27 protein-coding genes and 2 pseudogenes are annotated in these 22,322 nt (G+C 62.9%); 9 read left to right on the top strand and 20 right to left on the bottom strand.

The genetic code is table 11. The features are described 5' to 3' along the window. Window positions 1–106: 106 nt before the first annotated feature. Genes ABD884_RS20885 through ABD884_RS20865 form a run of 5 tightly spaced genes read right to left on the bottom strand, consistent with a single transcriptional unit; the run spans window position 107 to window position 3,144 of the window. Window positions 107–1,105: a heme-dependent oxidative N-demethylase family protein gene (locus ABD884_RS20885; protein WP_345051263.1), complete on the bottom strand. Its 999-nt coding sequence runs from the start codon at window positions 1,103–1,105 to the stop codon at window positions 107–109. Continuing rightward, on the bottom strand, window positions 1,102–2,079 hold the full coding sequence (locus ABD884_RS20880) for a PDR/VanB family oxidoreductase (RefSeq protein ID WP_345051261.1): 978 nt from the start codon (window positions 2,077–2,079) through the stop codon (window positions 1,102–1,104). Before ABD884_RS20880 ends, ABD884_RS20885 begins: the two co-directional genes overlap by 4 nt. Next, window positions 2,076–2,561 (bottom strand): dimethylamine monooxygenase subunit DmmA family protein, encoded by a 486-nt coding sequence (locus ABD884_RS20875; protein WP_345051258.1) that lies wholly within the window; start codon window positions 2,559–2,561, stop codon window positions 2,076–2,078. The genes ABD884_RS20880 and ABD884_RS20875 overlap by 4 nt, the downstream gene beginning before the upstream one ends. Window positions 2,562–2,570: 9 nt before the next feature. Further along, on the bottom strand, window positions 2,571–2,948 hold the full coding sequence (locus ABD884_RS20870) for a cupin domain-containing protein (RefSeq protein ID WP_051422984.1): 378 nt from the start codon (window positions 2,946–2,948) through the stop codon (window positions 2,571–2,573). Window positions 2,949–2,985: 37 nt separating this feature from the next. Continuing rightward, a complete protein-coding gene (locus ABD884_RS20865; RefSeq protein WP_345051250.1) occupies window positions 2,986–3,144 on the bottom strand; it encodes a hypothetical protein in 159 nt (52 codons plus the stop codon). Window positions 3,145–3,419: 275 nt separating this feature from the next. Here ABD884_RS20865 and ABD884_RS20860 point away from each other — a divergent pair, with 275 nt between their 5' ends. The 5 genes and pseudogenes from ABD884_RS20860 to ABD884_RS20845 all read left to right on the top strand — a co-directional run. Further along, on the top strand, window positions 3,420–3,632 hold the full coding sequence (locus tag ABD884_RS20860) for a hypothetical protein (RefSeq protein ID WP_345051248.1): 213 nt from the start codon (window positions 3,420–3,422) through the stop codon (window positions 3,630–3,632). A gap of 5 nt (window positions 3,633–3,637) precedes the next feature. Next, on the top strand, window positions 3,638–5,269 hold the full coding sequence (locus ABD884_RS20855; RefSeq protein ID WP_345051245.1) for a glucose-6-phosphate isomerase: 1,632 nt from the start codon (window positions 3,638–3,640) through the stop codon (window positions 5,267–5,269). A gap of 15 nt (window positions 5,270–5,284) precedes the next feature. Beyond that, on the top strand, window positions 5,285–5,566 hold the full coding sequence (locus ABD884_RS26260; RefSeq protein WP_425548300.1) for a hypothetical protein: 282 nt from the start codon (window positions 5,285–5,287) through the stop codon (window positions 5,564–5,566). 27 nt (window positions 5,567–5,593) lie between these two features. After that, a pseudogene (locus ABD884_RS26255) lies at window positions 5,594–5,893 on the top strand (glucose-6-phosphate dehydrogenase); the annotation flags it as partial. Further along, window positions 5,890–6,360: pseudogene (locus tag ABD884_RS20845) on the top strand (glucose-6-phosphate dehydrogenase assembly protein OpcA); the annotation flags it as partial. The pseudogenes ABD884_RS26255 and ABD884_RS20845, both read left to right, overlap by 4 nt. 314 nt (window positions 6,361–6,674) lie before the next feature. On the opposite strand, the gene ABD884_RS20840 reads toward ABD884_RS20845, so the two are convergent. The 4 genes from ABD884_RS20840 to ABD884_RS20825 form a co-directional block, all read right to left on the bottom strand. Continuing rightward, window positions 6,675–6,842 (bottom strand): hypothetical protein, encoded by a 168-nt coding sequence (locus ABD884_RS20840; protein ID WP_345051240.1) that lies wholly within the window; start codon window positions 6,840–6,842, stop codon window positions 6,675–6,677. Window positions 6,843–6,870: 28 nt separating this feature from the next. After that, entirely contained in the window at window positions 6,871–8,370 is a 1,500-nt protein-coding gene (locus ABD884_RS20835) for an APC family permease (RefSeq protein WP_345051237.1), read from the bottom strand. Between the two features lie 323 nt (window positions 8,371–8,693). Further along, a complete protein-coding gene (locus ABD884_RS20830; RefSeq protein WP_345051234.1) occupies window positions 8,694–9,104 on the bottom strand; it encodes a cupin domain-containing protein in 411 nt (136 codons plus the stop codon). A gap of 77 nt (window positions 9,105–9,181) precedes the next feature. Then, entirely contained in the window at window positions 9,182–9,625 is a 444-nt protein-coding gene (locus ABD884_RS20825; protein ID WP_345055345.1) for a hypothetical protein, read from the bottom strand. A gap of 187 nt (window positions 9,626–9,812) precedes the next feature. Between ABD884_RS20825 and ABD884_RS20820 the strand changes: the two genes are divergently transcribed. From ABD884_RS20820 to ABD884_RS20805, 4 genes are all read left to right on the top strand, one after another. Beyond that, window positions 9,813–9,953 (top strand): hypothetical protein, encoded by a 141-nt coding sequence (locus ABD884_RS20820; protein ID WP_345051231.1) that lies wholly within the window; start codon window positions 9,813–9,815, stop codon window positions 9,951–9,953. A gap of 335 nt (window positions 9,954–10,288) precedes the next feature. Then, window positions 10,289–10,876 (top strand): TetR/AcrR family transcriptional regulator, encoded by a 588-nt coding sequence (locus tag ABD884_RS20815; RefSeq protein ID WP_345051228.1) that lies wholly within the window; start codon window positions 10,289–10,291, stop codon window positions 10,874–10,876. Window positions 10,877–11,130: 254 nt separating this feature from the next. Continuing rightward, window positions 11,131–11,430, top strand: coding sequence for a type II toxin-antitoxin system VapB family antitoxin (locus ABD884_RS20810; RefSeq protein ID WP_028265753.1), 300 nt, complete (start codon window positions 11,131–11,133; stop codon window positions 11,428–11,430). Continuing rightward, the gene (locus ABD884_RS20805) at window positions 11,423–12,163 is read left to right on the top strand and encodes a LytR C-terminal domain-containing protein (protein ID WP_345051222.1); all 741 of its coding nucleotides are present in this window, start codon (window positions 11,423–11,425) and stop codon (window positions 12,161–12,163) included. Before ABD884_RS20810 ends, ABD884_RS20805 begins: the two co-directional genes overlap by 8 nt. Window positions 12,164–12,211: 48 nt before the next feature. Here the strand turns inward: ABD884_RS20805 and ABD884_RS20800 are convergent, their stop codons facing one another. The 11 genes from ABD884_RS20800 to ABD884_RS20750 form a co-directional block, all read right to left on the bottom strand. After that, window positions 12,212–12,853, bottom strand: coding sequence for a TetR/AcrR family transcriptional regulator (locus tag ABD884_RS20800; RefSeq protein WP_345051217.1), 642 nt, complete (start codon window positions 12,851–12,853; stop codon window positions 12,212–12,214). Between the two features lie 126 nt (window positions 12,854–12,979). After that, the gene (locus tag ABD884_RS20795; protein ID WP_345055120.1) at window positions 12,980–13,678 is read right to left on the bottom strand and encodes a DsbA family oxidoreductase; all 699 of its coding nucleotides are present in this window, start codon (window positions 13,676–13,678) and stop codon (window positions 12,980–12,982) included. 113 nt (window positions 13,679–13,791) lie between these two features. Continuing rightward, window positions 13,792–14,322, bottom strand: a complete 531-nt coding sequence (locus tag ABD884_RS20790) for a heme-degrading domain-containing protein (RefSeq protein WP_345051210.1) — start codon at window positions 14,320–14,322, stop codon at window positions 13,792–13,794. Window positions 14,323–14,348: 26 nt separating this feature from the next. Beyond that, window positions 14,349–15,224: a TolB family protein gene (locus ABD884_RS20785; protein WP_376954856.1), complete on the bottom strand. Its 876-nt coding sequence runs from the start codon at window positions 15,222–15,224 to the stop codon at window positions 14,349–14,351. Then, complete coding sequence (locus tag ABD884_RS20780; protein ID WP_345051201.1) at window positions 15,221–16,105, bottom strand: 3-keto-disaccharide hydrolase; 885 nt, start codon at window positions 16,103–16,105, stop codon at window positions 15,221–15,223. Before ABD884_RS20780 ends, ABD884_RS20785 begins: the two co-directional genes overlap by 4 nt. Window positions 16,106–16,203: 98 nt before the next feature. Further along, window positions 16,204–17,202 (bottom strand): sugar phosphate isomerase/epimerase family protein, encoded by a 999-nt coding sequence (locus ABD884_RS20775; RefSeq protein WP_345051198.1) that lies wholly within the window; start codon window positions 17,200–17,202, stop codon window positions 16,204–16,206. 63 nt (window positions 17,203–17,265) lie between these two features. Beyond that, window positions 17,266–18,465: a Gfo/Idh/MocA family protein gene (locus tag ABD884_RS20770; RefSeq protein ID WP_345051192.1), complete on the bottom strand. Its 1,200-nt coding sequence runs from the start codon at window positions 18,463–18,465 to the stop codon at window positions 17,266–17,268. A gap of 9 nt (window positions 18,466–18,474) precedes the next feature. Then, a complete protein-coding gene (locus tag ABD884_RS20765; protein WP_345051189.1) occupies window positions 18,475–19,632 on the bottom strand; it encodes a Gfo/Idh/MocA family protein in 1,158 nt (385 codons plus the stop codon). After that, complete coding sequence (locus tag ABD884_RS20760) at window positions 19,629–20,390, bottom strand: sugar phosphate isomerase/epimerase family protein (RefSeq protein ID WP_345051184.1); 762 nt, start codon at window positions 20,388–20,390, stop codon at window positions 19,629–19,631. The genes ABD884_RS20765 and ABD884_RS20760 overlap by 4 nt, the downstream gene beginning before the upstream one ends. 67 nt (window positions 20,391–20,457) lie before the next feature. Continuing rightward, window positions 20,458–21,351, bottom strand: coding sequence for a carbohydrate ABC transporter permease (locus tag ABD884_RS20755; RefSeq protein WP_345051181.1), 894 nt, complete (start codon window positions 21,349–21,351; stop codon window positions 20,458–20,460). Beyond that, window positions 21,351–22,313: a carbohydrate ABC transporter permease gene (locus tag ABD884_RS20750; protein WP_345051177.1), complete on the bottom strand. Its 963-nt coding sequence runs from the start codon at window positions 22,311–22,313 to the stop codon at window positions 21,351–21,353. Before ABD884_RS20750 ends, ABD884_RS20755 begins: the two co-directional genes overlap by 1 nt. Between the last annotated feature and the right edge of the window lie 9 nt (window positions 22,314–22,322).

The raw sequence follows: 22,322 nt of genomic DNA, 5'->3' as shown, positions 1-22,322 counted from the left end.
GTTTGAGGACGAGCTTGTGGTAGAGAGTTGGTTGATCAGGGTGAGGGTGCCTGTGATTCGGGACCGGCTGGATGCGGCCAGCCAGCCCCCTGACAGGGCACGCTCGTTAGCCGGCCAGCAGCCAGTCAGACGCCGCTTTGCGGTAGCGGATGATGCCTTTGTATTCGGCCATGTCTTCCGGGAGCTCTGCCAGTACGTGGCCAAACCTCTCGCGCCAGGCGGGGACCTTGGCGATGTCCCTGAGGGGCAGGAGGTAGCTGCGGATCAGGAACAGCAGGACTCCGGTGTGGGGGAGGCGGATCAGGTGCTGGACCTCGACGCGAAGGTGGAGCTTGTCGGGCATGTCAGGGTCGGTGGCGATGGTTCCGCGGTCCGGGCCCCACTCGGGGTAGGTTTCGGTGGAGGTGTCCAGGCGGTTGCCAACGGTCATGGTCCAGTTGGTGCGGCGGAACTGTTCTCCGGGCTGCAGTCGCAGGAGGAACTGCTCGGCGCGGCGGATGATGTTTTCTTCCTTGACCCGCGGGACGGGGCCGTGGATTTCGAGGAAGTTCATGCCGACGTCGAAATTGAAGGACCAGTCCGCGGCGAAGGAGACCAGCCCGGCGTCGAGCCACATCGTGTTGTCCCGGATGTCGAGGAGAACGATGTCATCCTGGATCTGGCTGCCCAAAAACCGCAGGGGGCCCATGGGCAGCGAGTCGTCGTCGCCGACGGTGAACTCCACGTCGAGGCCCTGCAGCTTGTTCTGCCAGCGGCAGGCGTTCCCTTCGCGCTGGAAGGACATCATGTCCGGGTAATCTTCGGCCATGGCAGGCAGCAGGGTGGCGATCGTGTCCCACACGGCGGGCCGCATATGGGGCAGGACCTGCATGCGTGAGGGGTCCCGGGTCAGGATCTGGTCGCGGTCGGCCAGTTCCTGGAGGTAGAACTCGTCGATGTCGATGACTCCGGCTCCCCAGGCGCCAGCGTCTGTCGGCACGTTTTTGTTGGCCGGTTCGACGTTGGCGCTGTAGCGGTAGCTTTCACCGGTGAAGGGGAAAGGAAAGCGCCTGATGCGTTCCGGAAGGGTGGCGGCGTCAGTGTCTTTGCCAATGGTGATGCTCAAAGGTCCAACTCCAATTCTGGGTCTTCGCTGCGTGAAACACAGCACATCATTGTGGTGTTCTCGGCCTTTTCCTGATCGGTCAGGTAGAGGTCCCGGTGCTGCGGGGTTCCCCGGAGGACCGGCAGGACACATTCCCCGCAGATGCCTTTGCGGCACATGTTGGGGATGGTTTTCCCTGCCCTTTCGAGTGTTTCCAGCAGCGACACGCCGGCCGGCACGTCCAGCTTGAGGCCGCTGCGGACCAAGTTCACCGTGAACGGCTCGCCGTCGTCCAGTTCGGCCGCCCCGAAGGCTTCCGAGTGCAGCCTCGCCGGTGGCCATCCCAGCTCCCGAGCCTGATTCAGGACTGCATCCATGAAGGCAATCGGGCCGCAGACGTAGAGGTGGGTTCCCAGGCTCTGGGTCATGAGCCGTTCGGTGAGGACATTCTGGAAACTGCCGCGGTCGCTGCATTCAGTCAGTGCGGGTCCCAGCAGGTCCCTGGCTTCCTCCACGTGGGCTCCGGTCCCGGGCCGGTACACGTAGATCAAGGATGATGTCGTGCCGCGGTCGGCCGCCGCCCTGGCGTGCGAGAGTACCGGCGTGATCCCGATTCCCGCAGCGATCAGCAGATGGTGGGTGGCTGTAGATGCCGGGGCAAAAGCACTGCGGGGACGCGAGACATACACCCGGTCGCCGACCGCGAGATGGTGCATCGCCACTGAGCCGCCCGCGCCGTCCTCGACCCGGAGGACCGAGATGGCGTATTCGGACGGGGCGTTGCCCGAACCGGTGAGTGAATACGCATTCACGCCGCTGCCGTACTGGACAACCAGGTGGCTGCCCGGGACATAGGACGGAAGGCGTGCCCCCGACGGATCAGCCAACGTGATGCTGACAATCGATTCCGTCTGGGGACTGACGTTCGTCACCTCCAGCTGGAGGCCACCTTCCACGGCCGGGTGGGCAGTGATCGGGAGCGCCGTGATAGTCATGATGCCTCCTCGGCGTGGGCTGAGTACCCCAGGTACGCGCCCATTCGGCGCGAGAAGTGATCGGTTGTAGCCAGAGTGGTGGCACATCCCTGGCACTGCACCTCGGAGCCCGCTTCGCGAACGGTTGCCGTGGTGGCATGGCAATGTGGGCAGTAAATTACCCGGGGTGCGGTCTCGTCGTTCAGGAGGGTGAGCTCCTCCTGTTGCAGTCCGCATTCCGCTGCGGCGGCTGCGGCAGCGCGGATGTCCGCCGGCGGCCCGGCGAGTACGAGGCGGACTCCGACGTGCGAACGCCCGAGCGCGGACCTCAGTTCCGTGAGGGCCTCGTGGTTTGCAGCTTGGAAACGAAGGTCATGCCTGGGCTGGACACCGGTGTCTAGACCCGCGGTGTCACCTGTGGCGCCAAAAGACGCACAGATGACACCGCGGAAACCAGGTTCCAGGCCTGTGCCTGCTGCCGGCGGCATGGACGCGGAACGCATGGTCGGTCCTTACGGGGCGAAGGTGCGGTCGCCGGTGAAGAACCCCAAGCCGTACTCGGGGGTCTCGAACTTGACTGTGGTTCCCTTCGGGAAGAACAGGACGTCGCGCTCCTTTGCGTGCGTGACTTCGCCTGTGGTTTCGTCGGTGAGGATGAATTCGCCCTTGATGACGACCTTCATTTCATCGTAGGTGTACGTGTACACCAGCGGCTCGGAAGCCTTCAGCTCGAAGAATCCGGCGCACATGACCGAGCCTTCGGGGTTGTGGAGGGAGTCGCCGATGGCAGCGACGGTCCCTGGCTCGTTCATCGGCGGCAGGCCCAAATAACCGCCAACTACCTTGTGGATGGATCCGGCCTTACTCAGTGTTCCTACAACGGTTTCCATTTGTTTCTCCTCCATGAATAGTGACGTGCATGGTTCGTTAGAACTGTTCGTCTTGGGTTGGGTGATGGAACTGCGCTGAGATCCACAGCCCCGGTTGGATTCCGGGAAAGGGGATCTGCGAATCCGGCATTCCCTGTTTCCAAAGGGACCAGTCGAGCTCTGCCCTGAGTCCTACTGGCGTTGTGATGCCGGTCACGGAAGCGCGTTCCACAAACTTTCACATGAACAGATGTATAAGTCAACCGTTCCACATGAATATTCCGCCCAAAATGTACGCCTTGGGGTCGATAAAGACGGCTGCCGTATTTATGAACCATTGACTGGAACAAGTGTTCATGTCAGCCTTGGAGCCACGTGACCGGATCATTCGAGTCCGCACCAGGCCCACGGAGCATTGCAAAATGAAAGGGGAATAACCGTGAATCTGACAGCAATCGCGAGGACTGTGGTGGACGGCACGCAAAAGAAATTGTGCGCAACTTGTCCCTCGTCAGGGACGAGATCGCGGCCACGACGGCCAAAATCGACGAACAGCAGGTAGTTACCCTGGCACGCCACATCTACCTGAGCGGCCGGACCGTCGCCCAGCTGGAGTCCGAGGGCCTGGAGAAGTTCGTGGCCAGCTGGAAGGAACTCCTGGCCGACGTCGAAGGTGCCCTTGCCTCTGCACGGAAGGCTTCCTAACCCACATGAGCACTCTCAGTTACGACGCCAGCGGTGCTGCGCAGCAGGCCATCGAGCAGCACGTCCCGGCCCTTGTTGAAGACCGGATTGCCACCAGGATTTTCGCGAAGGACCACACGTTGTGGGGTCCCGATGCGGAGTCCGAGTCCGCCGTCCGTCTTGGATGGGTGGACGCGGCGACCGTTTCCCGGTCCTTGGTCGAAGGAATCCTGGAACTCCGGGATGCCCTCAGGGCAGAAGGTGTCTCCCGCATTGTCCTGTGTGGCATGGGCGGTTCTTCGCTTGCTCCGGAGGTCATTGCCGGCACCGCCGGCGTCGAGCTGACCGTGCTGGACAGCACCGACCCCGAACAGCTCGGTGCCGCCCTGACGGACCGCCTGGCCCAGACCGCTATCGTGGTCTCGTCCAAGTCCGGCTCTACCGTGGAAACCGACTCGCAGCGACGGGTGTTCGAGCAGGCCTTCACCTTGGCCGGCATCGATGCCAAGAGCCGCATCATCATCGTGACCGATCCGGGGTCCCCGTTGGACAAGGCCTCCCGGGAAGCCGGCTACCGGGCCGTCTTCAACGCGGACCCGAACGTCGGCGGCCGGTTCTCGGCGCTCACGGCTTTCGGGCTGGTCCCCAGCGGCCTCGCCGGAGTCGATATCCAGGCATTCCTGGACGAGGCCGAGGAAGCAGCGGAGATCCTGAACGAGGACTCCCCCGAAAACATCGGGCTCCGGCTCGGCGCTGCCCTGGGCGGCACCACCCCGCTGCGCAACAAGATCCTCATCGTCGAAGACGGCTCCGGCATTGTCGGTTTCGCGGACTGGGCCGAACAACTCATCGCCGAGTCCACCGGCAAGCTCGGCACGGGCGTGCTGCCGGTCGTTGCCGGTCCTTCCGCCCCCGAGGTCAGCAGCGGCGCGGACGACGTCCTGGTGATCCGCCTGGTCGGTGCGGACTCCGACGTCGAACTCGGTGAGAACGAAGCGGCGATCGCCGGTGGCCTGGCCACGCAGATGTTCCTCTGGGAATTCGCCACCTCGGTCGCAGGGCGCCTGCTGGGCATCAACCCCTTCGACCAGCCCGACGTCGAGGCGGCCAAGATCGCCGCGCGCGGCCTGCTGGACGCCCGTCCCGAACCCACCCCCGCCGCGTTCACCGACGGCGCGATCGAAGTACGCGGCGGTGACTGGCTCCGTGGTGCAGCCACCGCAGAGGAAGCCGTCGGAGCCCTCTTGGGAACGCTCGACGACGACAGTTACCTCAGCGTCCAGGCCTACTTCGACCGGATCGCGTACGCCGGGTTCGAGGGTGTCCGTGACGAACTCGCCCGCCTCAGCGGCCGCCCGGTCACCTTCGGCTGGGGTCCGCGCTTCCTGCACTCCACCGGACAGTTCCACAAGGGCGGGCCCGCCATCGGTTCATTCCTGCAGGTAACGGCTTCCGCGAACGGCGACATCGCCATCCCGGAACGGCCATTCACTTTCGGCCAGCTCATCACGGCCCAGGCCGCCGGCGATGCCCAGGTCCTGGAAAACCACGGCCGCCCGGTCCTGCGCCTACACCTCACAGATCGCGGAGCCGGGGTCGCCCAGCTCCAGGACATCATCGCTGCGCTTGCCGGCCAGACCAGCCCGCTCGAAAGCTAAGGCACAAACCCAAACATGCCAGAAACTGAAATCGGTTACAGGTCCACCGGAAAGGCTACCCGCCGCAATCCCCTCCGGGATCCGCGTGACCGCCGTCTGAACCGCATTGCCGGGCCGTCATCGCTGGTGCTCTTCGGGGTCACCGGTGATCTTGCCCGTAAGAAACTCCTGCCCGCAGTGTACGACCTCGCCAACCGGGGGCTGTTGCCGCCGAGTTTCGCGTTGGTCGGCTTTGGCCGGCGCGACTGGAGTAGCGAGGACTTCGCCAACGAGGTCAGGGCGAACGTCAAAGCGTAACCCCGGACGCCGTTTGATGAGGTGGTCAAGGTCCCGGGCACGCAGATGGAAGTCCGCGACGTGACCATGGACTTCGGCTACGGGCACTCCTTCACCGAGTCCAGTCCCGAAGCGTACGAACGGCTCATCCTGGACGTGCTGCTGGGCGAACCCCCGCTGTTCCCGCGGCACGCCGAAGTCGAGGAGTCCTGGAAGATCCTTGACCCGTTCGAGGACTACTGGGCGTCCCTGGAGGAACAGCCCGAGCCCTACGCTCCCGGCAGCTGGGGCCCGGCCTCGGCCGATGAGCTGCTTGCCCGCGACGGACGAACCTGGAGAAGGCCATGATCGTAGACCTGCCGGACACCACCACCTCCAAGATCTCCAAGAAGATCACCTCCCTGCGCGAGCAAGGAGGCGTGATCGCCCTCGGACGCGTCCTGACCCTGGTGGTCGTGACCACATCCGGGCTGGAAGAAGAAGCCATCGAGGCAGCCAACGACGCCAGCCGCGAACACCCCTGCCGCATCATCGTCCTCGCGGACGCCGGCGCCCAGGCACCGACCCGCCTGGACGCCCAGATCCGGGTCGGCGGGGACGCCGGGGCCTCGGAAGTCATCGTGCTGCGCGGCTACGGGGAACTCGCCAAGGAAAGCGAATCCCTCGTCGCGGCCCTGCTCCTGCCCGACGCACCCATCGTGGCCTGGTGGCCGAACGGCGCCCCCGAGAACGCCTGCGAGACCTCCATCGGACGCATCGCGCACCGCCGGATCACCGACTCCGCCAACGAACCCGACCCCCTGACCGGATGCGAATGCGGCAACAAAGGAAACGTCAGACCGGGGCTTTCGCGCAGCGAGGGCCCGCGGCCGCGGGGAGTTAGAGCGCAAGCAAACAGCGAATTTTCCGCAACCGCCCACCAGCCTCTTCTCGGCGGTCGGGAACATCTGTTTTCCTTTCTCTGCCTGCCATACATCCACGCGGGGATCCGGTTGCCGTGGGGACTTTTCCTGCCGCGCCTGCTGGGTGCCAGACGTTGGCTGCCCGTCGTTGTGTGCCTGTTCCAACAGTGATTTTCTGCTCGAGTGCCCCGCGAATAAAACTCGCTCATGGGTTCCCGCCTGCGTAGTTAGGGAGGTGTCACCGGTCCGCGCCAGCTCGGTTCGGAGCTGGCGCGGACCGAGGGTCCTGAATTGGTGACAGCGGCGACCGGATTCATCCCGAGGAGTTGATGCTGAAACGATGCTGAAACAACGATGGTCGTTGCGGTGCTGAGTTTGAGTTCGGTCCCTGCCATGGGGCCCGTATTCAGGTGTTATCCCGTGTCACCTGCCAGTCGGAAGCTCTTCCAGGGCAGCGGCGTCCTCATCGGGATCGCGGGCTAGAAAGGGGACAGCGGCGGCTGGTTCATGATTCGCGCGCCTGGATTCACGTTGGGAGTAGAACCAGATCGGAATGTAGAGTGCCAGCACGATAAAGCCGAGCCAGGTTGAGGTCCAGCCGATCTCCAGGCTGTTCAGGTAGACCACCCCAATCAGGCACAGGGGCAGGTTGAACAGCCCAAAGAGCATGGCGACGTGTTTCCAGCCCTTGGGTGCTTTGAAAGGCCGTTCCAGTTGAGCGAAGGCGGGGTGCTTCCTGGCCCTGACGTAGGCGAACAGGCTGATGCCGTTGGCGCAGGTGTAGCCGATCGCAGCGGCCGCAAGAATTGCCGCGAGGGATCCAAGCGAAATCAGGACCATGTTGAATGCTGCGGTGACAAGCAAGGCAACGAACGGAGTTCCGTGGCCGTTCGTTTTGCCGAAGACCTTGGGGAGGTTGCCTTCCGCCGACATGGAGTGCATGGCACGGGAGGAACCAAGATAGGCCGTCTGGATGATCAGGACCATGGCGGCGATCAGCACGATGATTGTGACGATGGAACCGGCTTGGCCGAAGACAGCCCGGGCGACCGGAATCAGGGGTGAGACAGGCTCGGCCTTGACACCGTCAACGCCCAGGACGCCGATAACGGCTGTTTGGACCAGAACGTACGAGAAGAAGCAGATGATGCCGCAAGCATAAAGCGCCTTGGGAACATCTTTGGCCGGATTTTTGTATTCCGGGCCGTAGATGGCTGCCGTTTCCCATCCACAGGCACTCCATTGTGCGATCGCGAAGATGCCAAAGAGAATGAGGACGTGGTGCATGTCCCATGTCCAGTCGGCCGGCAACCAGTTGCCAGTGATGTTGGCCAGGTCAACGTGCCCTGTGGCAAAAGGTGCCACAGCCAGGACAATCAGCGGTATCAGGGAAACAGCCGCCAGGATGTAACCCAGGATGGCGCCGTCCTTAAGGCCGAACCAGTTGACCACGAATAGTCCCGCGAAAATTACCAGACCTGAAAGCAACGAAAGCTGATATTCGGTGAATGTCTCGGCGAGCACCGGGAACAGCCCATGGAGGTAGCCGCCAACCAGAATGGCGAAGATCGCCAGCACGGGGTTCCAAGCGAACCAGTAGCTCCATGCGCTGAAGCCTCCGATCAGCTTGCCTTTGTCGTACTTGCCCTTGTAGTTTTCGGTGCGGAATATGTGCTGTGCATAGCCCGGTAGGCCAGAGGCTTTGGGGAACGTGGTGGCCATTTCGGCGTACGCCGTGTTTTGGAAGAAACCCTGAACCACCGACAGCCCCCAGATAAGAATTGCTGCGGCTGACAAATACAGCGGGATATATCCCAAGGACGGTAGTATCAGCAAAGGCACGCCCAGTGAAATGGACAAACCCTGCTTCCAGTCAATCGACCTTTTCAGGTCATCGACAGCGCTCAAACTGTTTTCACTCATAAGATTCTCCTTTGAATGGCAGTGATAAACACAAACAATTGTGCGGGCAGCGGTGAGACGGCACCTTGCCATTGCCAGACACCACTCAGTGACCAAAGATGTCTGGCGTTCCGGATTTACGTCCGGGATATAGACGCGAGTGGTGCGGATGGTGGTTTGCCACATTCAAACGCTCAGCGGGGCGGGTTAGCCGTTGCGCGAGATTAGCCCGAACATGTAGCGGGACGTTTGTCCTCCGATTACAGGCGAGGCGTTGGGGCAGGTGACCCCTGGGCCTTAACTTGAGGAGACCGTACAGGGCCTGTGGTGAGGCCGTAACTCGGTTAGATTTCGAAGTATCGGAAGGAGTGTGATTCCAGACCTTCGGGGTTGGGGCCATAGATAGTGAACATTCGAGCGTAGACAGGCGCCCAGTATTTGCCGAGTTGTCCCGGGTTTACGCGGGCTGAATCTCCGGGCTTCAGGATGACCGTCTTGCCTTCGCTCTCGATGTGGAGTTCGCCCTCCATCAGGAAGTTCGTCTCGGTGTGGGGGTGGAAATCTTCCCAACCGCAGGACCTCAGTTCCCACTCCGACAATATGAAGTCATCCCAGCTGCCCACAGGATCGGCGTTGATGAATCTGCAGAGCAATCGTTGCCATTCGTCCTTCATGGGCTTCATGGGCCTCATTGACCAGAATTCGATCTTTTCCCCTGTTGTGGGTGTCAGGAACTGAGGTGTGGTCGCGCCCATTGCTTTAGACCCTTTCTTATGCGCGACATATCCCTAAGCGCGCTATTTGCAGTGTGGGATGTTTCGATAAATCCGGGTCAGATCGCGTAATGGTGATCTGAATCACGGTGTTGTCCACTGTGACAGGGACGAGCGTCTAAGTCAATGGTCTGCCATAATTTCTCACCCCGCCCTTCTGAGAAAAAGTCTTCTTGAACGCCCCGGGGAATCATTTGGTTTTGCCCGGATGGCGGGCTGGGGTTTGGTGCCCTGTTCGTGGTGGTCAGTGTTAGGAGTTCGGCGCTAAGTGCCTGGATCTGACGTGGGATGGCGGCCGAGTTCAGGGGCTTGTTTTCCCGCCGTAGCCGCGTCTTAACGTCCCGGGAGACGGTGCCGGTGTCGGCCAGAACGCGTTGGAACGGAGTCGCGGGCCGGTGGTATGTTTTGCTGATCTTCGCTCCGGCCCGGACCTTCGCCAGGAGCTTCTGCCGTGGCTCGAAATGATTCGTCAACAGCCGCTGAAGCGCCAAGATCCGGTTCAACAGTTCCAGCTCGGCGGCGGTGTCGCAGCGGTGATTGCCGACGGTCTGACGGACGGTGTGCCAGTTCTTCTGTTGACTTCCAGACGGACTACCTGCGCGAACTCATTGACGCCACCGATTACTGTTTCACAGCTATTCAAGGACTGGATACACCACATGCCGCGGCGGCATCCCGGGATACCGCGGCATGATCCACCGCTCCGTGGTCACCGGCACCATGGCAGTCAAACACCACACCCGCTGGCTCAACGCCATGGATGACTCCCTCGAACGGTACCTGCACGGCACGTCTCAGGACATCGACACCAACACCCTCGCGGCAAGCTGACCAAGTACGCGGCTATCCGGTCCCTAAGAACATGGGCAGGGAAGTGATCTGGAGAGGTTCCGATCACCCGCTTGTGCACTCCAGACTGTACAACCCTCCGCTAGTGAGAGCGGATCAGTCTCCCTCTGGACGCTTCCGTCTACAAGAAGGGTGTCCCGGCCATGACAGGACCCAGCCTGGCAACCACCTTGAGTGCTTACATATAGCGCTATCCACCCAAGACCGAACAGAAATTCAGGTCGGTCGTTCAAGACAAAGGTGGGACCTTTCACTCTCCAAGCAATAGTCTTAGGACGTGTTCAGACGGACTGAAATCGGAGACTGGGGAGTGAGCTATGCGGGTAGCCGCGAAAGATCGAAAAGAACAATTGATTTCAGCGACGGTGGAACTAATGAGGCGTGAGGGCGTTCAGTCCGTGACCATCCGGGCCGTCGCCAAAGAGGCCAATGCTCCCTTGGCCGCCGTTCACTACTGTTTCAGCGGTAAAGAAGAGCTTATGGAGGCGGCCGCCGAGGCTTGGCTGAAGAACCTCAGCAGTTTTTCCGGCGAGGTCCCGGTCCACCTAGGTCTTCGTAAGGCCGTGGAACAAGTAGCCGAAGGCTACTGGCGCGCACTGGAAGAAGAGCCCGCCAGCCTCCTTGCTGAGATCGAACTCATTCTGTGGGCAGCACGTAATGCCCCGGTGAGCCCGCTGGCCGCGAAGATTTATCCGGCCTACGAAGTTGAACTGGGAAACATATTCTCCGCTGCGGCACAAAACAATGGCGACCACTGCCGTATTGCCATCCCTGCGCTCGTGAGGTCTTTCCTGATGATCTACGACGGAGCGTCCATTCAATACATGACCGACCCGAAGGCGGCCGATCACCGTGGCTTGTTCTTCATGATGCTTGATGCACTACTGACCAAGGCCTGCGTCTAACAGTCCTCACGACGTGGCAACGCGGAGAGGTCAATGACCGAAAGGGTCTCGTCCTTCCACTCCTGGCTGATTGAGGAGCCTTCTTACGTTCCCGGCAAGAGCGTTCCGACTCGAAACCGGCGACGGCCGCAATCGTGGAAGTGCGTAGTTCGGTGTATGCCGTCCACCCTTCAAACGGTTACCTTTTGGCCACAACCTTGATGCCCGACTTCTCACAAGTTCCCTTGGACGGCTTACTTCTTTAGGCTTGCACAGTGATCTTCAAAGCTGTGGGCGAGGGACGCCCGTACCCTGACCATGGTTATTCCACGCCCAAGGACTGGGCCGCACTGCCACCGCGTCCTGTTCGGCTCGATGAACTTGTCACCACCAAACGCACCCTTGACCTGGAAGCGCTGTTGGCCGAGGACTCAACCTTCTTCGGAGATCTCTTCCCGCATGTGGTGCAGTATCAGGGCTTGTTGTACCTCGAAGACGGGCTCCACCGTGCAGTCCGTACCGCGCTCCACCAGCGCACGGCCATCCATGCGCGGGTGCTTGTGATAGATGGTTAACGAGACAATCCCCGAAGAGCAGGTGGCTGTGCCCGATAACGCGAATCCGAGGAAGCGCCGGAACCAGCCGAATCGTCAGAAAGACCCGACGATTCTGCATGGGCATCGTGTTGTTACTGGGCCGGAACTCCGGGCGACCTTTGTGGATTCTCCCGGACCTGAGAGCCATCCCGGGTGGTTCAGCCGCCGCCTCTTGCATGGGATCGTTCTCGCGCTGCTCATCGGGCTGATCGTTGCAGGTCTTGTGGGCGCCTGGGCAGTCATGAACGGCGTGATCCGCTTCCCCTCCGCCGTTGCGAGCAGTGCACCGGCGGCCGTGTGCCCGACAGCCGTTTTTGACTACACGCCCAACAATAAGATCAAGGTCAATGTCTACAACGCAGCCGGGAGGTCTGGTCTGGCCAAGAACGTGGCGGACCAGCTGAAAGCCCGGGGATACATCGTGGGCAGCGTCGACAACTCCACCACCAGCTACTCGGGCTCGGCCATGGTTGTTTCGGGATCCAGCGGCGAAGCGGCAGCGTTCAACATCCAAAGAAACGTTCCGAACACCGACTTCTTCCAGGACCAACGGGCGGATGCCTCCGTGGATATCATCCTCGCTCCCGGTTTCTCGGCGCTGGTGCCGGCGGAACTGGTAGACAACACCCCGGGAAAGCTCAGTTGTCCTCGCCAAGACCAGCGGATTGCGGACAATTCGAAGCTGCCGGTGCTCCCGCCGCCCACGCCCTAGCCTCGGTGACGGTGCTAGCCCAGTGGCATTGCTAGCCCAGTGGCAGTGTCACGCCAAGCGCGCGGGCCGACCGCCGTCGTCGAACCTTGCTCCCGCGCCCAACTGGACGAACCGAACGGTCTGAAGCAAGCGCTTCTCCAGTTCTTCCGGCTCCGACCCGCTCGCCGCATTGCCGCGGGCCGCACTGGAGGAGAGCGTTCCGTGGATGAGCCTGGCGAGCTGCTCCACGTCGGTGGGCGGTAGGTAGCCCGCCGCTATGCCGTCGCGCAGAATGTCCTGGAGCAACACGTTGAGTTCGCCGACGTGGTCCGCCAATTGCGCGAAGGAAGCAGGGGACAGGACGGCCGCCATCGCAGGACCTGGAGGAAGATGACGGCGGCTCAGATCCTCGACCTGGGCACGTACATATAGAGCCAGGCGGTCCACGGGATTCGGCAGGGCATCGAGGGATTCGCGCAGGTCGCCGAGGAAGCGTTCAGTTTCGTCCAAGGCATAGGCGATCAGGAGTTGTTCCATGTCGGCGTAGTAGTTGTACACCGCGGTCCGGCCGACGCCCGCATGCCGAGCGACATCGGTCATGGTCAGTCCGGGCAGGCCGTGGGTGAAGAGCAGCTCACCGAAAGCGGTCAGGATCCGGCGTCGGGTTTCAGCGCGCTGCGCCGCGTTGCTGGCGGCCGTAATCCTAGGCATATAGACACTTTACAGCGATCTGTCAGCAAAGCCGTGAGTGCATGGCGCGAACTGGCGGCAGATGACCTTTGCCGCAGTTTTGGGGTCACCTGCTGCCAGTTCGCGGAGGGGCGCTATCGAAAGACGCTAGATCGCGCAGCCGTCGGGACCGCAGGCTTCGGCGTCGGGGCTGCCGACGGCGACTAGCGGATTGGCTTCCTGCCACGCCTGTGTGAGGGCCTGCCTGAAGACCTCGGACGGCTGCGCGCCGGAGAGTCCGTACTTGCGGTCGATGACGAAGAACGGCACACCGGTGACGCCGATCATCCGGGCTTCGGCGATGTCGCCGCGGACTTCCTCGGCGTACTTGTCGGTGCTGAACAATTCGGCGATTTCCGCTTCCGGCAGGCCCAAATCGCGGCCGAGCTTGGTCAAGTATTCCTGGCTTCCGATGTCCTCGCCGTGTTCAAAATGGCCGCTCAGGAGCTGTTCTTTGGCTTGGTCCTGCTGACCGTGGGCGGCCGCGAGGTGGATGAGGCGGTGCGCCGTGAAGCTGTTGGCCACCACGACGTCGTCGAAGCGGTAGTTCAGGCCCTCGCCCTTTGCCTGCAATGCCACATGCTCGAACATCTGACTGACCTGCGCCGGGTTCATGCCCTTGCGCTTGCTCAGGTAATCGAGCTCGGTGCCGTCGTAGTGTTCAGGGAGGCTCGGGTCCAACTGGTAGCTGCGCCACTGGATCTCTACCGAGTCGCGGTGTGGGAATTCGCCCAAGGCCTTTTCGAACCGGCGCTTTCCGATGTAGCACCACGGGCAAGCGACGTCCGACCAGATCTCAATCTTCATGATGGCGACAACCCGAAATTCAGGCGCGTCATTCCCGAACTGGCCTGTTGGACTGGTCACAGCACGGCATCCACGACACGCTAAATGGTATGCGATGCAGAAACGGGCAGGCGCTACGGGAATCCCAGCGTCGGCGAGCCGTTTGCGCATCGCGGGTCCATTTTGGCTGCGAGATGTTGGCGGATCCCTTCGACGATGAGGTCGTGGTCCTCCTGCGACGAAAGTCCCGACGCCGTGACGGCCGCGACGACGCCAACGCCACGGACCCGCACCGGAAACGAGCCTCCGGTCACCGCATAGTCGGTGCCCAGCCACCCTGCGGCGACCGCATCTATTCCGGCAGAGGCGAGCCGGGCCTCCACAAGCGCGCTGCTCGCTTCCATTCGCAGCACGAGTGCGGACTTCCGCGCGATCCAGGATTCCTGGTCTGGTGTGATGCCGGGCAGAGCGGCGCGGAAAAGGATGAGCCCGGGGCGTCGGATGTCGATGCCGATCGAGTGACCGGCAACCTGCGCCATCTCGGTGAGCCGGGAGCCGAGCTTCCATGCGTCTGCGTGGTCGAAAGAGGTGAAAAGCAGTTCCTCTTCCTGGCGTTCAAGTGGTGCAGCAGTTTCAACAGTTTCAACAGTGGGAATGTCGGTCATGCGGCCGTCCACCTTTCTTCTCGCCGTCAGCTTTCCGGGTACGCAATAAACGCGAAGCGCTCGGAGTCGGGAGACCAGCTATTGACGTTGAGCGTTCCCTGGCCGCCAAAGAGCGGCCACACGTGGAGGGGCGTCGCCCAGTCATCTGTTGAGACAAGCACGACGTCGACCGGCAAGTCTGCGGGGTGGCCCGCCGTTCCGCCGGGGAAACGGATGTAGCTGGCGAGGCGCCCGTCGGGAGAGAGGTGCGGGAACCAGTCGACGGTGTCGCTCCGGAGCAGGCGTTCCGCTGTGCTGCCATTGCCAGCCCGCACCCTGGCGAGTTGAGCGTGGCCTGGCAGGTCCGTAAAGGCCTCGGTATTGAAGTACAGCCACTCGCCGTCTGGAGAAAACTCGGGTCCATCGCAGTGGCCAGGGCCTGTGTCCACGAGCGTGGACGGACCGCCGCTGGCCGGAATCGTCATGAGCCTGCCCGGCTGGGTGAAGTCGCCGGCTTCTATCCCCACGTAGGCGAGTGTCCGTCCATCGGGGCTGACGCCGTGGAGGAAATGGACGGACCTGTCCTCTACGGTAAGCCGCTCGGCTTCTCCGCCGTCGACGGCCGCGCGGTAGATGTGGCCGTCATTCGCCGAGAGGTAGATGGCGGAGCCGTCGGGCGCGAGGACGTGGTCGTTGTTGAGGTCCGGGATACCGGTGATTGCCAGCTTTTCGATCGTTCCTCCGGAAAGTTCGAGCCGCCACAGCACACCATCCCCGTTGAGGATCAGCGCCGCACCGTCCGGAGCCCAGTTGGGAGCTTCCAGCAGCAGCTTGTCCGTGGTGAAAGCCAGTTCGGAAGCCCCGGTGCTCGCAGAAGCGATCCACACCTCGCAACGTTGACCCGGCTGGAGTGTGCGTATCACTGCGATGCCCCGGAGTTCGTTGATAGCTCCTTGATCCGGATGTTCCGCCACCGGCATTGCGCTCCGACGCCCCAGCGGGCTTCGCCGAACATGGCGTCGTTGTCGTGAACTTCGAGGGCGATATGCCCCCGGTCGCCGAGCACTTTGTAGATGGCATCAGGATCGTAGTTCGGGGATTCCAGCGTGGCGGTATCGAGTTCCGCGATCTTGAGGCCGTTGATCCAGGTGGTGATGACCGGCATGGCGCCGACGCAGCGGACCCGGAGTTCATTCCAGTCGTCCCAGCGCCACACGTTGAGGAAGTCGTCGACGTCGGCGGCATAGCTGAGGCGGGAACGCTTCTCTTGCGTCACTGGTTCCACCGAGGTGGCCGGGTCGTCGGCGACGAGGCCGGCGGGCCGTCCGGCGTCGTCGCGGACGACGTCGATCGCGAAGGGAACTGCCGAGAAACTCGCGAGCCCGTTGCCGAAGAAGCCCCCGATGCCGCCGGATGGCCGGTGGTCCACGAGGACCTGGAATCCTTCCCAGCTGTCGCGTTGACGCCGGAGCATCACACCGGTGTCAGCTGGCCAATCGGGGCGCATCTCGAGTTTCAATTCGAAGTCCCCGAACGCTTGATCGCTGACGAGGTAGCCGCCGTAGCCGCTCCCAGGGGTGTCCTGCTCGCCGATCAGGACACCGTCCTCGACTTTCCAGCGGGCAGGGTGCTTTTCCGGCTCCACGGGACGCTGAATCCCCAAGCTATCAAAGTGCTCCAGGACGCTCGGGCCACCCGGGTATACCGAACCACAGACGCGAGGTGCGGCATGCCACCCGGCCAAGCTGACGCCGTCGAACAGCGGAACGAATGCTTCGTCATTGGGTTCTGTGCTCCCGGGCATGCGGATGTCCTTTCGTCTTTGGCGCGAGTTGGCAGCAGATGCCCGCAACATCGGATTTTGGGGTCATCTGCTGCCAGTTCGCGCTACTTGGAGGGGGCTTAGTCCTGGCTGAAGGCGGCGTCGAAGGAGGTGTTCGAGGCGGGGAAGTCGTATTTTTTGAGGGCGGCGAGGGCTTCGGGGGCGCCGTGGAGGCGGTCCATGCCGGCGTCTTCCCATTCCACGGAGATCGGGCCGTTGTAGCCGATCGCGGTGAGGGCCCGGAAGGAGGATTCCCAGGGGACGTCGCCGCGTCCGGCGGAGACGAAGTCCCAGCCGCGGCGGGGGTCGCCCCATGGCAGGTGGGAGCCGAGGACCGTGTTGCGGCCGGTGGGGCGGAGCTTGGTGTCTTTGCAGTCCACGTGGTAGATCCGGTCCTTGAAGTCCCAGATGAAGGAGACGGGGTCGATGCCTTGCCACATGAAGTGCGAGGGGTCCCAGTTCAGCCCGAACGCTTCCCGGTGGCCGATGGCTTCCAGGGTCCGGACGGTGGTCCAGTAGTCGTAGGCGATTTCGGAGGGGTGGACTTCGTGGGCGAAACGGACGCCGCATTCGTCGAAGACGTCAAGGATGGGGTTCCAGCGGTCGGCGAAGTCCTGGTAGCCGGCGTCGATGACTTTTTCGGGGACGGGCGGGAACATGGCGAGGTATTGCCAGATGGAGGACCCGGTGAACCCGACGACGGTACCCACACCTAAAGCGCGGGCGAGGCGGGCGGTGTGTTTCATTTCCTCGGCGGCGCGCTGCCGCACGCCTTCGGGTTCGCCATCGCCCCAGACCTTGGAACCGACGATGGCCTCGTGCCGGAAGTCGATGGGGTCATCGCACACGGCCTGGCCCTTGAGGTGGTTGGAGATGGCCCAGACCTTGAGGTTGTACTTCTCCAACACCGCGAGTTTGGACTCGACGTAGCCGGGTTCGTCCCAGCGCCAGGCGTCCAGGTGGTCTCCGGAGACGGCGATTTCCAGGCCGTCGTAGCCCCATCCGGAGGCGAGGCGGGCGACTTCCTCGAAGGGCAGATCGGCCCACTGGCCGGTGAACAGGGTGTAGGGGCGGGACATTGGTTCTCCTTGCAAAGTTTCGGGGAAGGAAATCTGAAAGGCCGTGCTCAGTAAATGGAATGCTTAGTGACCGGCGAGCTGGATGATGGCGCTCTTGGCGTCGGCGGATTCTTCGATAGCGGCCAGGATGTATTGGACAGCGAGCCCGTCCTCGAAGGACGGAGACGGCGGCGTCCCGGCGTCGATGGCGGCCAGGAAGTCGCGGATTTCGTGGGTGAAGGTGTGTTCCCAGCCAATCACGTGGCCCTGCGGCCACCAAGCACCCATATACGGGTGCTCCGCTTCGTTGACCAGGATCCGGCGGAAGCCCTGCTCCCGGAGAGGAAGCGTGGCGTCGAGGAAGCCGAGCTCGTTGATGGATTCCAGGTCGAACAGGAGCGAGCCCTTGTCGCCGTAGATTTCCATGGTGAGTGAATTCTTCCGGCCCGTGGCCATGCGGGAGACTTCCACGGACGCGACTGCCCCGGAGGCGAGGGTGAACGTGGCCCAGGCAGCGTCGTCGACCGTTACTTGTTCCGGACCGTCCGCACCGGGGCGGCTGTTCACGAAAGTGTGCAGCCGGCCGGAGACTTCGGTGACCGTGTCGCCGAGCAGGAAGAGGACCTGGTCGATCGCGTGGGAGGCGATGTCGCCCAACGCGCCGGATCCGGCGGTTTCCTTGTTGAGCCGCCAGGTCATCGGAGAGTCGGTATCCACGAGCCAGTCCTGCAAATACGCGGCGCGGACGTGCCGGATCGTGCCCAGCCTGCCCTCCGCAATGAGCTCCCGGGCCAGGGCGAGGGCCGGTACCCGGCGGTAGTTGAAGCCGACCATGGACTGGATGCCGCGCGCGCGGGCGGCCCGCGCGGCATCCGTCATGGACTCGGCCTCGGCGAGGGTGTTGGCGAGGGGCTTTTCGACCAGGACGTGCTTGCCCGCCTCCAGCGCCGCGATGGCGATTTCGGCGTGCATCCAGCCCGGGGCGCAGATGTCCACGATGTGGATGTCATCGCGTTCCAGGACCGAGCGCCAGTCCGTGGCGGACTCGCTCCACCCGTACTTCGCCGCGGCCTCGGCAACTTGTTCCGGGTCCCGGCCCACGAGCACTTTCTGTTCGAAAGCCGGGACGTCGAAAAAGCTGGCCACATTCCGCCACGCGTTCGAATGGGCCTTGCCCATGAACGCGTAGCCGATCGCGGCGACACCGAGGGTCGTTTTACCGACGCTGGTACCCTGCGGGTGGCTGGTTTCAGGGCTGGTGGGGGTAGGGGCGGAGCTAGTCATGAGTGATTCCTAGAGGGTGGCGGCCATCGGGTCCCAGTCCTCGGGGAGGGCCTGAGAGGTCACGGCGGAGCTGTCGACGCCTACAAAGGTGCCTGTTTCGGCGGACTCGGAAATGGAGACCAAGGTATCGACCACGTGGTAGGCGAGGGCTCCTTGGGCGCGGTGCGGAACACCGGCGCGGAGTGAACGGGCCATGTCCAGCACGCCCATGCCACGGCCGTTGGCAGGGCCCGTGGCGGGAATGGTTTCAGCTTCTTCGGCTCCCGCGCGCCACAGCTTGATGTCGCCGTCGAAGAAGTTCGGGTCCGGGAGTTCGAGGGTGCCCTCGGTTCCGGTGATTTCCACGAAGCCCATCCGCAAGCGGGGCGATTCGAAGCTGAAGACGCTGTGCGAGGAGGCGCCCCCTTCGAACTGGAGCATTGCGCTCACATGCGTGGGGACCTCGACGGCGAATTCCTCGCCGGCCTTGGGCCCGGAACCGACAACGCGGACTTCCTTGGCTTTGGAGCCGACGGCGGCCACCTGGCGGACCGAACCGAAGGTCTGGACCAGTGCGGTGATGTAGTACGGACCCATGTCGAAGAGTGGACCTGCGCCCTGCTGGAACAGGAATGCCGGGTTCGGGTGCCAGGACTCCGGACCGGGGGTCTGGAACATGGTCAGGGCGGTCAGCGGGGTTCCGATGTCGCCGCGTTCGATGATGCGGCGGGCCGTTTGCAGGCCGGCGCCCAGGAAGGTGTCCGGTGCGCAGCCGAGGCGGATGCCCGCGGCGTCGGCCGTCTTCAGCAGGGCCAAACCGGATTCGCGGTCCAGGGAGAACGGCTTCTCGGTCCAGACGTGCTTGCCGGCAGCCACGGCCGCTGTGGCCACCTCGACGTGCGCCGCCGGGATGGTCAGGTTGACGATGATTTCGACGTCGGGGTGGTTCAGTGCCGCGTCCACGCCGCCCCACTCGGGGATTCCGTATTCCTTGGCCCGCGCTTCCGCGGCTTCCTCGAAGAGGTCGGCGATGACGTGGACTTTCAGGTCCGGGAAGACCGTCAGGTTGTCCAGGTAGGCCTTGCTGATGTTCCCGGCGCCGATGACGGCGACGCCCACGGGCCCCCCGGAGGGAAAACGCAGGGAAGACGGGGTGGAAGGTGTGCTCTGCTGCGTTGCGGCGCTCATGCGTTCACGTCCTGTGCTCCTGCTGTTGCAGCGGAGTCCCGCAGGAAGGCGAGGCTTTCGGCAATGCCTTCGAAGATGTCTCCGGCGTAGTCGTCGAATTCCACGACGCCCACCTCCAGGGACTTCGCGGCAGCAACGACGTCGAGCACCGGGATGGTGCCCTTGCCCGCCGGCAGCTGGGCTTTCGTGTCGGTGGTGCCGGGGCCGTCCTTGATGTGGATGAACTTCACGCGGTCACCCAGGCGGGCAAGCAACTCGACGGGGTTCTGGCCGCCGACCGATGCCCAGTAAGTGTCGACTTCCAGGACCAGTTCCGGGTCGAGGAGGCTTTCGAAGTACTCCAGGGCGGTCTGGCCCTCGATGCTGGACTCGAGTTCCCAGGCATGGTTGTGGTAGCCGACGCGGATGCCGTAGTCGGCGCCTTTCTTGGCTGCGGCGTTGAGTTTGGCCGCGGTGGCCTGGATGTCCTCGGCGTTCTGCCAGTGCTCGGCAGGCAGGTACGGATCGATGACGGTGGCGATTCCTAGTTCCTTGGCGGCGGCGAAGATCTCATCCTGGTCCTGGCTCAGCAGCGGAGCGTGGCCGGAAGGGGCGGTCAGCCCGTTCTCCTTCAAAGCAGCGCCCAGTTCCTTCGCCGTGGCCACGAAATTGTAGGGTTCGACCTGCGTGTAACCGATCTCGGCAACCTTCTTAATGGTGCCCGGCAGGTCTTCCTGCATGGCGTTGCGCAGGGTGTACAGCTGGATGGAGTAAGACATGGTTTTCCTTTGCGTTGTCAATTGCATGAAATGTCAGGTGCGTGCGATGCGAGGCATATGGCAGCCGCTAGCGGCCGGCGAGGGATCCGCCGATGCCGCCGACGCTGAAGTATTTGTTCAGGGTGGCGAAGACGATGATGGGCGGGAGCATCATGACGACGGCGAGGGCCATGACGCCTGACCAATCGGTGAGGTTTTGCTGGAAGAAGGACTGCACGCCCACCGGGAGGGTGAAGATCTCGTTGGAACGCAGGAACACGATCGCGACCAGGTAGTCGTTCCAGGCCAGGAGGAAGGCGAAGATCGCGGTGGACAGGATGCCGGGCAGGGAGTTGCGCAGCACCACTTTGGTGAAGGATCCGAACACGGAGCAACCGTCGATCCACGAGGCCTCCTCGAGGCTGATCGGGATGGAATCGAAGTATGCCGCCATCATCCACGTGGCGACGGTCATTGTCGAGCCGACGTAGATGATGATGAGGCCGAGGAGGTTGTCCACGAGTCCCATGCCGGCGAAGAGGATGAACAGCGGCACCACAGAGGTAATGATCGGCAGCGACTGCATGACGAACAGCAGCAGGGAATAGCCCGAGACGGCTTTGGAGCGGCCGCGGGAGAGGACGTAGCCGGCAGGTGCCGCGACGGCGACGGCGACGATCACGGTGGACAGCGTGGTGATGAGGCTGTTGCTCAGCCAGGTGCCGGCGAGGGTTTTGGAGAAGACGCCGGTGATGTTTTCCAGGGTCAGCCCGGTCGCGGTGCTGTTCGGGCCCGGGGTCAGGGCCAGGATTACCGTGACCATGATGGGGACGAGGACGATCGCGGTGATGACGAGGATCAGGGCGAAGCGCCACCAGCGTCCTTGCATGACTGCTTCGGAGAGGACGCGGCGGGTCTTTTCGGCTCCCGCGACGCCGAGGGCGGGTCCTGATTCGGGTTGGGCGTGGAGTACTGCGCTCATTATTCGACGCTCGACTTTCGGATCTGGCGGTACAGGAGGACCGACACGACCACGAGGGTGAGGGTCATGAGGAAGGCGATGGCGACGCCGGGTCCGGTCTGGAAGTCCTGGAAGACGCTGCGGTAGGCCAGGACCACGAGGGAGGTGGTGGCGTCGACCGGTCCGCCGCCGGTGAGGAGGTAGATGGTGGGGAAGTCGTTGACGCAGAAGATCGTCATCAGGATCCAGCTGATGTAGGTGGAGCGGGCGATCATCGGCAGCGTGATCTGGGTGAACTGCTGCCACTTGCTGGCGCCGTCCATGCTGGCTGCCTCGTAGACGGTGGTGTCCACGGAGGCCAACGCGGCGGAGATCATCATCATCATGAACGGGAAGCTGACCCAGACCTTGAAGACCATGACCATGACGGCCGCGAGGTGCGGGTCGGCCAGGAACAGCGGGGTGCCTAATCCGAGGTTGCGGAAGATGGAAGGGATGAGGCTGTCCGGGGTGGCGACGAGCCAGTTCCAGGCCGTCGAGGACACCACGATCGGCACTACCCAGGGCAGAAGGAGCAGGACCTTGAAGGTGCCGCCCGCGGGGATTTTGGTGCGCAAGAGCAACGCCAGGCCCAAGCCCACCAGCCAGGAACCAAAGACACCGACAATGGTGAACCACAGGGTGAACTGGGCGGCCTTCCAGAAAGCGGGCGAGGAGAGGACGGTGGCGAAGTTGTCGACGCCGACGAAGTTGCCGGTGTCGATCAAGGAGCCGTCGTGGGTCGCCTGGACGCCGGCGTAGATCAGCGGGTAGCCGTTGATCAGGATGAGCAGGACGATGGAAGGCAACAGAAGCCAGAAAAAAGTCCGGCGGGTCTGGCCCGACAGTTTGCTCTTGCGGTTCACGTTCCCGCCCCCGGACCCACCGGGGGCAACGCCCCGGCGGGCCCGGGCCAGGCCCGATTGTGTAGTGGTTGATGACATGGCAGGGGC

Source organism: Arthrobacter methylotrophus (assembly GCF_039539965.1).
Lineage (GTDB): Bacteria > Actinomycetota > Actinomycetes > Actinomycetales > Micrococcaceae > Arthrobacter > Arthrobacter methylotrophus.
This window is presented reverse-complemented; position numbering and strand designations above follow the sequence as displayed.